Genomic DNA, 12,953 nt, shown 5'->3' with positions numbered 1-12,953 from the left:
CAATTTTATGAAATTGGATCATACCAAAATAAAAACATTGGGGGAGCTAAAAGCTGCCGGATTTCAAACCAAAAGCATTAAAGATGAGCTACGCGAAAATCTTTTGAGCAAAATCTCAAAAGGAGAGGAAGTATTTGAGGGGGTTTGGGGTTATGAAAACTCAGTGATTCCTGAGTTGGAACGGGCAATTCTCTCCCGGCATAACATCAATCTTCTAGGTCTTCGAGGGCAAGCCAAGACCCGTTTAGCGCGATTGATGGTGCAACTATTGGACGAATGGATGCCTATTGTGGAAGGTTCCGAAGTGCATGATGACCCAATGAAACCGATTTCTCGATTTGCAACGGAACTTATTAAAGAAAAAGGCGATAAAACGCCCATAGACTGGATTCACAGGAGCGAACGGTTTTATGAAAAATTAGCCACACCAGATGTTACGGTTGCCGATTTGATTGGAGACGTTGACCCTATCAAAGCTGCTAATCTGAAACTATCGTATGCGGATGACCGAGTGATTCACTTTGGGATGATTCCAAGAGCGAACCGTTGTATTTTTGTCATCAATGAGTTGCCCGACCTTCAAGCTCGTATTCAAGTGGCCTTGTTCAACATTCTTCAGGAAGGAGATATCCAAATCCGTGGGTTTAAATTAAGGCTTCCGTTGGACCTTCAATTTGTATTTACAGCCAACCCTGAGGATTATACCAATCGAGGAAGCATTGTAACACCATTAAAGGATAGAATCGGTTCCCAAATTTTGACCCACTACCCAGAAAGTATTGAAATTGCCAAAAAAATCACCAAGCAAGAAGCGCAACTGGACCAAAGGCAGTCTGATAATGTATATGTGCCAGAAATTGCCATGGATGTTTTGGAGCAAATCAGTTTTGAGGCCCGTAACAGCGAATATGTGGATGCCAAAAGTGGCGTGAGCGCCCGTATGAGCATCACCGCCTTTGAAAATCTTTTGAGTACCGCAGAGCGCAGAGCAGTTCATTCGGGAGACAAAAAAACGTCGGTACGTTTAAGTGATTTTATGGGGGTTATTCCCTCCATCACTGGAAAAATTGAATTGGTTTATGAAGGAGAACAGGAGGGCGCCGGTTTTGTGGCTGAAACTTTGATTGAGGATGCTATCAAATCTCTTTTTCCCAGTTATTTCCCTAAAATAGATAAGCTTCAGCGCAAAGAAGCTGAAACTGAATACGATGAATTGGTCCACTGGTTTTTTGAAGGAGAAGGGTTTGACCTCCTTGATGACGATTCCGATGCGGACTACAAAACAAAATTGGATTCCGTGCCACCACTGAACAATCTCATCAAGGAATATCAGCCCTCTGTTTCCAAAGAAGATTCCTATTTCATGAAAGAACTTTTACTTTGGGGATTGGTTGTCCATAAAAAGTTGAGCAAGCACCGTTTTGTTAAAGGCTTTCAATTTAAAGATTTGTACGGAAGCTATATCCGAGGGTTATAGGGCTATTGCCAAATATTCAAATTATTGTTGTAGTTTTCAAAATTGTAGGGTCCCACAAGACGTTTTCTCAACCAAAAAAGATAAAGTGTCATAAGTGGCAGTACACTGTACAATACTAAGGTTGAAATGACAAAGGGCTTGAATGATGCTGGAATAACATGTTCCGTATATTCCGAAATGGAGGTTAACATCATTGCTGTTCCATATATTTTGAAGGCGTAGATGGCTATAAGCCCATACAGTGCAAGCTCCACATTTCTCATTTTTGGGTCAGGTAGTTCATCTTCACTGATTTTAAACCAAACCACATATAGATAAAGAAAATGTATGCTAGTCAATAGCGGGAATATGTAATTGCTTGGCTTTAGAAAATAGAATTTATTGGTGTAAATACCGTAAAAATTCGAAACAATCAAAATAAGTAGAACCACTAAACTGGCTACGATGGTTCTCTTCCAATTGAAGATTTTTGTGAGTGCATTCATATTAAATTTAGATTTAGGACGATCAAAATTCAATATAAAGGACGTGATTTTGTTTTGTTTGAATTAAACAAATCGATAAAGCGTGGGTAAAGCACGGTCATCAGAAAAATCTGATGTTACGGGCACTAATTCCTCCAAGAAAAAGGGGTTTTAATCGAATAGGTCCGAGGACAAGTAGCGGTCACCACGGTCACAAACAATGGATACAATGGTTCCGCTTTCCAGCGATTCTGCCAAGCGAAGGGCCACCGTGGCTGCTCCGCCACTGCTAACTCCAGCAAAAACACCCTCTTCCTTTGCTAATTTTCGGGCCATATCCTCAGCATCTTCTTGACTGACCTCCATGACCGTATCCACTTTTTTAGGGTCGAAAATCTTTGGTAGATATTCTTGCGGCCATTTTCGAATCCCGGGAATTTTGGACTCATCTGTTGGTTGTACCCCCACAATTTGCACGGAAGAATTCTGTTCCTTCAAATAGGTTGATGTCCCCATAATGGTTCCTGTGGTTCCCATGCTTGAGACAAAATGGGTGACTTCTCCAGCCGTATCGTTCCAAATTTCAGGTCCAGTGCTTTTGTAATGGGCCATCCAATTGTCGTCATTGGCAAATTGGTTGAGCATAATATAACCTTCATCCCTCACTTTGGCCTCGGCATAGTCCCGTGCTCCCTCGATTCCCACATCAGAAGGAGTCAGGGTCACTTTGGCTCCATAAGCACGCATGGTCTGCACACGTTCCTTTGTGGAGTTTTCCGGCATGACCAATTCAATATCGAGCCCGTAGAGCCCAGCAATCATGGCCAGTGCAATTCCAGTGTTGCCACTAGTGGCCTCTATCAATTTGGATTCTTTGGTAAAATCGCCACGCTCCAAGCCACTTTTGATCATATTGAAGGCCGGGCGGTCTTTAACACTGCCTCCTGGATTGTTTCCTTCGAGTTTGAAGAAAAGTTTTACGTTGGGATTGGTATTTAAAACTTTGGATTCCACCATAGGGGTGTTTCCAATGAGGTCTAGAATGCTTTTAGACATTGGGTGCTGTCTTAATTTTAATTTCTGGGGTGTGATAAACGGTTGAGTTTGCCGGAACTGAAGAGGTAAGCCATGCATTTCCTCCAATGATGGAATTTTCCCCAATCACAGTTTGACCTCCCAAAATGGTGGCGTTGGCATAAATGGTGACGTTGGACATAATAGTAGGATGCCTTTTCGTCTTCTGGAGGTTTTTGGTTACATAAAGCGCTCCCAAGGTAACTCCCTGATATAATTTTACATTATCATGTATGACTGCAGTTTCACCAATGACCACACCAGTGGCGTGATCTATAAAAAATGATTTTCCAATGGTGGCTCCGGGATTGATGTCCACACCAGTCTGTCTGTGGGCATACTCAGTCATCAGACGCGGAATCAATGGAACACTTTGAACATAAAGTTCATGTGCCAATCGATATATGGCGATGGCATAAAATCCTGGATAGGCCATATAAATCTCTTGGATTGACAATGAGGCTGGGTCGCAATTTAGAATTGCCTCTGCATCCAAATTGAGTTTTTCCAAAATTTCCGGTAAGGTGGTCACGTAATTGTCCCACAGTTCGCTGCTGGGCCTTTCCAGTTCCCAACAAGCCATATCCAACAGGGCGTTGAATTTCTTCTCCAGCATCTCCAAGTTTACGGCTACCGGAGTGTTGGCATCAAAAAGTGTATAAAAAAGGGTGTCGGTAAAATCCTCCGTTTCCTGTTTCAATCTGAAGTCAAGATAAGGCAGCTTCTTATGCCTATTCAACTCAGAAATTATCTTTTCCTTGTCCATATTACTTTTATTGTCTTAAAATTAGACAAATCCTTACCATGCACCCCGATAAAAGGCTAACTTTAGTTAAAAAATAACATTTTATCAAAATAGCCTGTGAGCAATTCCACGATTTCCAAAGATGCGTTTGACTTCTTAAAAGAACTCTCCAAAAATAATAACAAAGATTGGTTTGAACAGCATAAGCCCACTTTCAAAGCGCACGAGAAGGCGGTAAAATCATTTTTTGAAAGTGTAAAGAATAACATGAGTCACCACGACGAAATTGAAAAAATGAAAATGTTCCGGATTTATAGGGATGTTCGTTTCTCCAAGGATAAAACACCTTACAAAACCCATTTGGCAGGTTCATTTTCTCGACTCGGAGCGCACTTGCGAGGTGGGTACTACATTCATCTTACACCGGGCGGTTCTTTATTGGCCACCGGTTTTTGGAACCCAAATAAGGAGGACCTTTTCCGGATTCGTAAGGAGCTTGAAATGGACGCTTCGGAATTTCGTGATGTGATAGGGGAGCCTTCGTTTAAAAAGATTTGGGGCGATTTATCGGGTGATGCTGTTAAAACCGCACCAAAAGGATTTGATAGGGAGCACCCTGATATTGATTTGATTCAGAAAAAGCAGTTTGTTTTTATCCGTAAATTTTCGGACAAAGAGGTCCTTTCGGAATCCTTCCTAGAAGAAGTGGACAAATCCTACCGCGCCATTCGGCCGTATTTTGACCTTATGAGTGATATCTTGACCACCAACCTGAATGGGGAATCAGTTCTATAAAAGGACTTCTTCCTTATCCAGCAATTGCACCTGGTCCTTTAACCGCTCGATGACCATATTCATCATACGCTTGTTCAGAGCAGAGGAATTTTGGATGTAATCCTGATATTCCTCCACAGTAAACTGGCCAATGACAATTCCTTTCAATGAGTTCCGGAATTTGATGTCTTTTTGGATGGCCCTCTCAATATAATCCAAGCGTTTTTCCAGCGTGAGCCCATAAAAATAGCCCTTGTGCTTGTTGACGTAGTTCCTGAAAACTTCGACCAACAAAAAGTTCTGTAGCTTAATTACGGGACGCAGGGTTTGGTTCTGAAAACGCTCATCAAAACCCATTTCGCTGTTAAAATGTGACTGTGGAATATCCGGACGAATCTCTAAAAGACTCTTGGATCGTGAATCCATGGCTGTAAGTTTTATTAAAATTACATAATCAAAAACCGTACACTTTTAAAGACTGCAATAGTTTTTAACGATGTTATAAACAGGCTGATTCCAAAATCCAACCTTCTAAAATGGTTTATTTGCCTATTTTTAGAACCACTAATTGAACAAACATCATGCACGTAAAATTCATAGGACTGTTTTGTCTTGTCCTTTCCATCGTTTCCTGTAAAAATCAAAATAAGGAAGAGTCAACCCCGGTTTGGAACACTAAAAAAGTGGCAACTGCCGCCGAAAGTCACAATATATTATATGATATTGAGAAAGAGCAAGGTTGGGAATTGTTGTTTGATGGCAAAACCTTAAACGGTTGGCATGTATATAATTCTGGTGCTCCATCGGTCTGGGAAGTAAAAAATGGCGCGTTACATCGAAATCCACAAATTGAAAACCAGAACAATGAGGATTTGCTTGCGGAAAAGGTTTATAAAAATTACGAACTGGTATTGGATTGGAAAATTGGTGAACGTGGAAATAGCGGTGTGTTCATCAATGTTCAGGAAAAACCTGAAGTAGCCACAGCATACCAAACCGGACCGGAATACCAAATTTTGGACCCCAGCCATATGGATTATGATGTTCCCGTTAAAAAATCAGGTTGTTTATATGGATTTTCCCCACAGCAAAATGAAGTCATCACCAAAGAAGGGGAGTGGAACCATACCCGCATTAAACAAGTGGATGGAAAAGTGGAGTTTTATTTAAACGGCGTACTTACCGCCGCCCAAGATTTTACCGCATCGGATTGGCAAGAAAAAATAAAGGGCACCAACTTCAAGAATTACCCCGAATTTGGAAAAGCCACTAGTGGAAAAATAGCCTTGCAGGATTGGTATTTTGAGGTTTGGTTTAGGGACATCAAAATTAGGGAGCTGTAAACCTCCCTATATTAAACTCGACTCCTTTTTAAGTACACTAACTGCATCAGACACAACGTTACAGGTGCTGCGTAAATCCAAATCATGGTAGGAATCATGCCGCAATATCCACTGTTGTTCATTCTACAGTCAATATAGTTGGATAGATAAAGTACCCCAACCAAAATACCAATAGTGGCCAAGGTCCATATCAGCCAGTCTTTGTCAAGTCCAGCTTTTACATTTTTATAAACAAGATACAAGAAGAGGACCGCCACCACGATTAGGAAAATAACCATATGCTATGTTTTAATACATTACGGGGGGAAGTGATGGTAAGTTAAGTAAACTCTGTAAAACTCGATTGCAGATAATCCTCAAAAAAACTGGGGATTCTGTTTGTGGAAACAATATGGATTTGATTGGAGTTTACATACTTTGAGAAACGATACACTTTATTTAGGGTTGTAAGCCGAGTATATGGGGTTACTTTATTTTTTGTTTCGTGCGGTTGTTTTTAGAGCAGTTGCCAAAATACCTTTTTTGGTATCTCCTTGTTCTATCTTTCAACAACGGATTCTTTATACGAAACTATGCTTTCAATAAGTACAGAGCACAAAATAAGTGACCCTCCAATAATGGTACTTACATTTGGATACTCCTTTAAAAAAATAACTCCAATGATAATACCATATACGGGTTGCAAGCTACTGATGATACTTGCTGATGTTACGGTAAAGTTTTTAAAGCTATGGACGAACCACGTATGACCAATTGCCGTTGTTAATAATGCCAGTAGTATTATCCAAGAAATCTGGTCCGAAAAATTGTTCGTGTCGAATAGAAAATAACTTGGAGCCAGAAATATAGAGGTGATAATCAATTGATACAGCATTAAGACTGAAGAGTCGTATTCCTTCATTTTTGATTTTGTAAGTATGTTCCGCAATGAATAGAACAAGGCTGATACTATTCCGAAGATGATTGCAATTAAATAATCATTTTGAAAACTGAAATCTGGAACAAGAAACAAAATGCCAACGATCACAATGACCCCTAACACTAAATGTATCCATCGTAATTTTGTTTTTAACAGCAACGGTTCCAAAAATGTTGTAATCACTGGATAGGTAAATAATGAGATCATTCCAATGGCAACGTTGGATAATTTTAATGCATAAAAATAGGTGAGCCAATGTAGTCCCAGCAGCAATCCACTTAGCGCTATTATTTTTCTATCCCTATTGTGAATTTTAAGCTCAAATCCGTTGTACCTGCAAAAAAGAAAAATAATAACAGCGGCTATTATTGCCCTAGAGCAAATAATTATAGGAACAGGCATATCAATATAACGCCCCAGCGCCCCGGACGTACTAACAAACAGCATTGCAAAATTTAATTCCAGGAGGGGTTGTAGTCGGTTATTCTTTAGCATGGTCTAAATTCACACATTTTCCCGAATTCGAAACCCATTTTCAACTTTTCCAACAAATTGCAAGAGAAATGCCCATAATCCTTGTCCATTACCTTAGAAATAAGTGTTCACCTTCATATTTGTCAAAGTAATAATTTCCAAAAGATTCCAGAGTCAAAGGCTTTGATCTCTTTTTAATACTTTTAAGCTTCTAAATTCCTATTCATGAAATTCGGAAAAGTAGACCATCCAGAGCTAATAGATTTTACCATTCCGCAAGACCATCCAGATACCCCTGTGGTGTTAACTAAATACCCACAGGACGGAGAAACCAATGTTTTTGTGGGCTGTGCCAAATGGAACAGACAGGATTTAAAAAACTTTTATCCTCGGGGCACCAAAGATGAGTTGACCTACTATTCCTCCCAATTCAATTCTATTGAGTTGAACGCTACTTTTTACCGCATCTTTCCGCCAGATACCTATGAAAAATGGTACGACAAGACTCCAGAAGGATTCAAATTTTTTCCAAAAATGACCAATGAGGTGAGTCACTTGCGTCGCCTTAATGAGCAGGTATATCCTGTAGTGGACCGTTATTTGGAAGTTACTTCGCTGCTTCAGGAAAAGTTAGGCACCATCTTTTTGCAGATGCACAATAACTTTGGTCCTAAAAACTGGGATAGGGTAGTTCGCTTTGTAGAATATTGGCCAAAAGAGTTTCCGTTGGCGATGGAATTTCGACATACAGATTGGTTCACGGACGAAAAGGTTTCCCAAGAACTCTATCACCTTTTGGAGGAGAACAATATTGCCAATGTCTTGGTGGATACGGCTGGTAGACGCGACCTTATGCACATGCGTTTGACCAACAATGAAGCGTTTATTCGCTATGTTGGGGCCAACCATGAGTCCGATTATCCTCGTTTGGAAGATTGGGTGAAACGATTGGTCAATTGGAAAAGAATGGGATTGAAAAATATCCATTTCTTTGTGCACCAGAACCTTGAGTTGGAATCTCCCTTACTTTCTGCCCATTTAATTGAACGCCTGAATCCGGAATTGGGCACTGATTTGACCATTCCAAAATCTACATTGAGCCCGCAGAAAGATTTGTTCAAATAATTTATGGATTGAAAAATCCTAAGGTCAAAAATTGTTATCTATACACTTCTCAAGAGAAGAAAATTTCAAATTCATAAATAACATAAAACAAATCGTTAATTAAGAACAACTTAAAGCGATTGGACTAACTTTGTACCTGAATTTTAAAAGTTTCAAAAATGCGATTTCATACAAGAAAATGGGTAAAGCCAGGGGATTTGAACGCCAATGGAACGCTGTTTGGAGGCAAAGTCCTCGCCTGGATTGACGAAGAAGCTGCACTTTATAGCATTATACAGCTAGAAAACAAAAAAGTGGTCACCAAATATATGTCCGAGATTAACTTTATGAGCACCGCCAGAGAAGGGGATGTGATCGAAATTGGTATCGATGTCATTAAATTTGGAGTCACCTCCATTTCGTTGAACTGCGAAGTGCGGAACAAAATGACCCACGAGAGCATTGTTACCGTGGACAACATTATTATGGTGAACCTAGACGATAAGGGCAACCCAAAACCTCACGGGAAGACCAAAATAGAATTCGTCAAGGACCGATTGGCCAAAAAAGAAAAAGAGGAAGAGACTAAATCCTAGTTGAGAGAAACGGCATACGCCTGCACTTCATCAAGGACCCGCAATAGGTTGCCACCCCACAATTTGGCGATTTCTTCTTCGGTATAGCCGCGTTTTACAAGTTCCAAGGTCACATTGAAGGTTTCCGAAGCATCGGACCAACCCTCAATACCACCACCGCCATCAAAATCGGAACTGATACCCACATGGTCTATGCCTATGAGTTTCACCATATAATCAATATGATCTACAAAATCGGACACATTGACCGCGGGTGGAGCATTGGTTTTTGTTGCAGCTATTTCATCGCCCAACTGGGTGACTTTGGGGTAGTTTTCCATGAACTCATCTTGTTGCTCCTTGGTCAAAGACCCGAATTGGGAGCGTTCATACCAATTGATACCCAATGAATCTGCGGCTTCTTCATAAATATTTTTCATATAGGCTGAACGCGCTTCGTCCTTTTCGGTGTTCAAGTACGAACTGAAGGCAACGGTCTGAACCACTCCGCCGTTTTCTTTAAGCAACAACAATTGCTCGTCATCCAAGTTTCTGCTATGCCCACATAATGCCCTAGCAGAGGAATGCGAAGCAATAATGGGAGCTTTGGACAATTCAACCATTTGTAGCATCGCTTCTTTGGAAGGATGCGAAATATCTATCATAATACCCACTCGGTTCATTTCGGCGATGGCTTGTTTACCTAAATCGCTTAAGCCATTGTGTAGCCAAACACTATCTCTTTCACCTGTATTGGAATCGGAAAACTGGCTGTGCCCATTGTGAGCCAACGACATGTAGCGGGCTCCACGTTTTTGATACTCCTCAATTTTGGATAAATCTTCACCTATTGGATAGGCATTTTCCACTCCGATCATGGCCACTTTTTTACCGGAAGCCACAATTCTTCGAACATCATCAGAGGTCAATGCCAATTCAATCTGGGATGGGGCAATTTCCTCGCAAAGTTTATGGATGGCCTCAAACTTGGAAATGGCATTTTCAGAAGCGGCAGCATACCCTTCCGTAGTCAATGTATCTTGACCGGTATAGACAATGAACCATGCCACATCCAAACCACCTTCTTTCATTTTGGGAAGATTTACCTGGGTGTCCAGGTTTTGGGTATAGTTGATGCTATCCGTGAAATTGCTCACATTGATGTCGTCATGGGTGTCAATCGTAATGACCGAATCATGGATTCGCTGGGCTTTTTCTTCCAAGGTTTCTGGTTTGTTGGGTTGCTTTTCCGCGCATGCCGCAAAGAGGGCGATACTACTAAGAATGAGGAAATATTTCATGGTTGGTTATTTACACCTACAAATAAAGCAATTTGACAACAAAAACCACTGCCTACAGAACAATAAATTGGTATCCCTCAGCCTATTCCTGATTTTTAGGAGTACGAATTAACTAAAGCATAAAAATTGGGAACACGGGAACTACTCACATATTTGGAAAAGTTGGAAATAGGATTAAGCAGCTTTTCGTATGAGGAATTGGGTACTGTTGAGGCAGGAGAACTCAAAAAATCTTTTGAAGTATTCAAGAATGGATTGGAAAACAAGGTTTTTGGGATACCTGAAATGAAACAGTTGGAAGTGATTTATGAACGGATAGGCATCCAAGGTTCGGAAAGAAGCCGAATTGACCTTCACGATCACAACCTGCTTACCCTCATAGATTCCTTGGAGAAGACCCGGTTGTCCCAAGAACAAAAAGAAATTGTATCGGCTTTGAAGCAAGTTGCCCAAAGCATGAATGACCAAGACAAAGTGCCTGAACCAATGAGTATCAAAAGCAACACCTTTGAAAAGAGTTTGGAATCCAGTTTTTCTTCCAACAACATCAATCTAAAACCAGTTTTGGAAGATTGCATGGGGCAAATGGAGCTATTGGAAGAATTAATCAAACTTTTCAAACAAAACATTTTTGAATTTGTGGGCAGTGCCAAAATTCATCTGCAAAATGAAAATTATAAAGAGTTGGATTTGTCTTGCCAGAAAGTACAGTCGTGCCTTAGAATGATGAAAACGGAAGGGCTACTGGAAATCACCCAAGAAATCATAACCTTATGTAGGACCGATAACGACCAGAAGCACCACACCTTTCTTTACGATCAATTTGTGGAAGAATTCCCAAAAGTAGAGGAGCAGGTGGATTTTGAAATGGAAATGCTTCGGACTATGAAATAAAATCAACTGCCATGGTAAACAATGAGCTCCCCAAATATCTGCAAAGTATCTTTTACCAACTGTTTCAGCACACCACAGATTTGGAATGTAGGCTCATGTTATTGGATGAAATGTTGGAGGTAGGTGACAAAAAAGAGATTCCGTTTTTGGAAGAATTGGAAACCTCGGATGAGGCCAAAATCAGTAATAAGGCTTTTGAGATCAAATGTGCATTGCAGGAAAAATTGGGAATAATGGCGGATAGGGAAAAAAGAAGACTCCCCATGAACCTGTGTTTCATCTATGATGAGTTTAATATTAGGCCCAACAGAACAGATGCTGAATTGGATTTTGAAGTGGAGTTGGACCTTATGGAAATGGAAAAATAAGATGAATTTAGTTTCACAACCAGAATCTAAGTTTTCACCACAATTTATTGTTTCACCATAATCTTTGGAATAGATTCACGTTATAACAAAGACCCAAACATTTAAACCACGCGATTACCATGTTATACGATACCTACGGAGAAGAATATTTGGCCTTTTTACAAGAACTCAACGAAATCTTGAGCATTAACCAACTGGCCGAACTCGATTATTTATAAACAGCACCCCAAACGCTTTACCATGAAAAATCATAATCAAGAAAATTCCGCTTATTTGAATTTTATTCACAATTTGAACGAAATGCTTACTGATTTTGATATTACTCAGTTAAGCAGACCTTGATAGTTTAAGTGAATATCATGAAAAAGGGGATGTCAAAAACATCCCCTTTTTTATTTCTATTTTTTGGGCTTTACCCCAAATATGATTTTAAAATTTTACTCTTTGATGTGTGTCGCAACTTGCGGATGGCTTTTTCCCGTATCTGACGCACACGTTCCCGGGTGAGATCAAAAGTACTTCCTATTTCTTCCAAGGTCATGGACGGTTGATCGCCAATGCCATAATAGAGTCGGACTACGTCCGCTTCACGAGGGGAGAGGGTATCCAACGCCCTATTGATTTCTGTGTTTAAAGATTGATGCATCAAGCCTTTGTCCGGTTTGGGCGAATCCCCAGCATTGAGAACATCATATAGATTGGAAGTTTCTCCTTCCTTCAAGGGTGCATCCATGGAAACATGTCTCCCTGTATTCTTAAGGGACTGTTTTACTTCAGAAACTGTCATGTCCAGTTCCTTCGCAATTTCTTCCGCGGATGGTGGGCGCTCATGCGCCTGCTCCAAATAGGAAAAAGTCTTTTTGATTTTATTGATGGAACCGATTTTATTCAACGGTAAACGCACTACACGGGATTGTTCGGCCAACGCCTGTAGAATGGATTGACGAATCCACCAAACGGCATAGGAGATGAATTTAAACCCGCGGGTCTCATCAAATCGTTTTGCTGCCTTTACGAGACCTACATTCCCTTCATTGATCAAATCAGGGAGTTTTAGCCCTTGGTTTTGATATTGTTTTGCCACGGAGACCACAAATCTCAAGTTGGCATTGGTCAATTTTTCCAGTGCCAATTGGTCCCCAGCTCTAATCCGTTGTGCCAATTCCACTTCTTCCTGAGCAGTAATCAAATCAATTTTACTGATGTCCTGTAGGTATTTGTCAAGGGATTTGGATTCTCGGTTGGTGACCTGCTTGATGATTTTTAACTGCCTCATTCTTACTTTATGGTTTGTACGTGTTATAAGCTTACATTATACATTATAAAAGCCTATTTTCCAAGCCTCAAATGTTATTGTTATCAAAATGTTATGCGCAAAACTGGGATAAACTGCAAAATCCAGCTTTTTTACGATTGTTGATAGTATCTTAATAGAAATGCG

At 40.4% G+C, this 12,953-nt stretch carries 15 protein-coding genes; 7 read left to right on the top strand and 8 right to left on the bottom strand.

Features of this window, described 5'->3' with window-relative positions; translation table 11 throughout:
* Positions 1-7 precede the first annotated feature (7 nt).
* Complete coding sequence (locus ACFSJE_RS02590) at positions 8-1,477, top strand: MoxR family ATPase (protein WP_379829418.1); 1,470 nt, start codon at positions 8-10, stop codon at positions 1,475-1,477.
* A 2-nt stretch (positions 1,478-1,479) separates the two neighbouring features.
* Here the strand turns inward: ACFSJE_RS02590 and ACFSJE_RS02585 are convergent, their stop codons facing one another.
* From ACFSJE_RS02585 to epsC, 3 genes are all read right to left on the bottom strand, one after another.
* Positions 1,480-1,962 (bottom strand): hypothetical protein, encoded by a 483-nt coding sequence (locus ACFSJE_RS02585; protein ID WP_379829417.1) that lies wholly within the window; start codon positions 1,960-1,962, stop codon positions 1,480-1,482.
* A 150-nt stretch (positions 1,963-2,112) separates the two neighbouring features.
* On the bottom strand, positions 2,113-2,997 hold the full coding sequence (cysM, locus tag ACFSJE_RS02580; RefSeq protein WP_379829416.1) for a cysteine synthase CysM: 885 nt from the start codon (positions 2,995-2,997) through the stop codon (positions 2,113-2,115).
* Complete coding sequence (gene epsC, locus ACFSJE_RS02575; RefSeq protein WP_379829415.1) at positions 2,990-3,781, bottom strand: serine O-acetyltransferase EpsC; 792 nt, start codon at positions 3,779-3,781, stop codon at positions 2,990-2,992. Before epsC ends, cysM begins: the two co-directional genes overlap by 8 nt.
* A gap of 96 nt (positions 3,782-3,877) precedes the next feature.
* On the opposite strand from epsC, the gene ACFSJE_RS02570 reads away from it, so the two are divergent.
* On the top strand, positions 3,878-4,555 hold the full coding sequence (locus ACFSJE_RS02570) for a DUF2461 domain-containing protein (RefSeq protein WP_379829414.1): 678 nt from the start codon (positions 3,878-3,880) through the stop codon (positions 4,553-4,555).
* Here the strand turns inward: ACFSJE_RS02570 and ACFSJE_RS02565 are convergent.
* On the bottom strand, positions 4,550-4,960 hold the full coding sequence (locus ACFSJE_RS02565; RefSeq protein ID WP_379829413.1) for a glyoxalase: 411 nt from the start codon (positions 4,958-4,960) through the stop codon (positions 4,550-4,552). The two genes, ACFSJE_RS02570 and ACFSJE_RS02565, sit on opposite strands and share 6 nt — an antisense overlap.
* A 155-nt stretch (positions 4,961-5,115) precedes the next feature.
* Here ACFSJE_RS02565 and ACFSJE_RS02560 point away from each other — a divergent pair, with 155 nt between their 5' ends.
* Entirely contained in the window at positions 5,116-5,877 is a 762-nt protein-coding gene (locus tag ACFSJE_RS02560) for a 3-keto-disaccharide hydrolase (RefSeq protein ID WP_379829412.1), read from the top strand.
* Between the two features lie 11 nt (positions 5,878-5,888).
* On the opposite strand, the gene ACFSJE_RS02555 is transcribed toward ACFSJE_RS02560, so the two are convergent.
* Both ACFSJE_RS02555 and ACFSJE_RS02550 read right to left on the bottom strand, forming a co-directional pair.
* Positions 5,889-6,155, bottom strand: a complete 267-nt coding sequence (locus ACFSJE_RS02555) for a hypothetical protein (RefSeq protein ID WP_379829411.1) — start codon at positions 6,153-6,155, stop codon at positions 5,889-5,891.
* Positions 6,156-6,415: 260 nt separating this feature from the next.
* Positions 6,416-7,243 carry a DMT family transporter gene (locus ACFSJE_RS02550; RefSeq protein WP_379829410.1) on the bottom strand — a complete coding sequence of 276 codons (828 nt, stop codon included), beginning with the start codon at positions 7,241-7,243 and terminating at the stop codon, positions 6,416-6,418.
* A 252-nt stretch (positions 7,244-7,495) separates the two neighbouring features.
* Between ACFSJE_RS02550 and ACFSJE_RS02545 the strand changes: the two genes are divergently transcribed.
* Both ACFSJE_RS02545 and ACFSJE_RS02540 read left to right on the top strand, forming a co-directional pair.
* Complete coding sequence (locus tag ACFSJE_RS02545; protein ID WP_379829409.1) at positions 7,496-8,395, top strand: DUF72 domain-containing protein; 900 nt, start codon at positions 7,496-7,498, stop codon at positions 8,393-8,395.
* A 158-nt stretch (positions 8,396-8,553) separates the two neighbouring features.
* Positions 8,554-8,970: an acyl-CoA thioesterase gene (locus ACFSJE_RS02540; protein WP_379829408.1), complete on the top strand. Its 417-nt coding sequence runs from the start codon at positions 8,554-8,556 to the stop codon at positions 8,968-8,970.
* Here the strand turns inward: ACFSJE_RS02540 and ACFSJE_RS02535 are convergent.
* Positions 8,967-10,250 (bottom strand): membrane dipeptidase, encoded by a 1,284-nt coding sequence (locus ACFSJE_RS02535; RefSeq protein ID WP_379829407.1) that lies wholly within the window; start codon positions 10,248-10,250, stop codon positions 8,967-8,969. The genes ACFSJE_RS02540 and ACFSJE_RS02535 overlap by 4 nt on opposite strands.
* A 126-nt stretch (positions 10,251-10,376) precedes the next feature.
* On the opposite strand from ACFSJE_RS02535, the gene ACFSJE_RS02530 reads away from it, so the two are divergent.
* On the top strand, positions 10,377-11,144 hold the full coding sequence (locus tag ACFSJE_RS02530) for a hypothetical protein (RefSeq protein WP_379829406.1): 768 nt from the start codon (positions 10,377-10,379) through the stop codon (positions 11,142-11,144).
* An 11-nt stretch (positions 11,145-11,155) separates the two neighbouring features.
* Complete coding sequence (locus tag ACFSJE_RS02525) at positions 11,156-11,512, top strand: hypothetical protein (RefSeq protein ID WP_379829405.1); 357 nt, start codon at positions 11,156-11,158, stop codon at positions 11,510-11,512.
* A gap of 412 nt (positions 11,513-11,924) precedes the next feature.
* Here ACFSJE_RS02525 and ACFSJE_RS02520 read toward each other — a convergent pair whose 3' ends face one another.
* Entirely contained in the window at positions 11,925-12,788 is an 864-nt protein-coding gene (locus ACFSJE_RS02520; RefSeq protein ID WP_036384789.1) for a sigma-70 family RNA polymerase sigma factor, read from the bottom strand.
* Positions 12,789-12,953 lie beyond the last annotated feature (165 nt).

Origin of the sequence: Flagellimonas iocasae (genome assembly GCF_042682725.1) — a bacterium.
Taxonomy (GTDB): domain Bacteria; phylum Bacteroidota; class Bacteroidia; order Flavobacteriales; family Flavobacteriaceae; genus Flagellimonas; species Flagellimonas iocasae.
The sequence above is the reverse complement of the archived record's forward strand: the minus strand, read 5'-3'. Positions and strand labels throughout refer to the sequence as shown.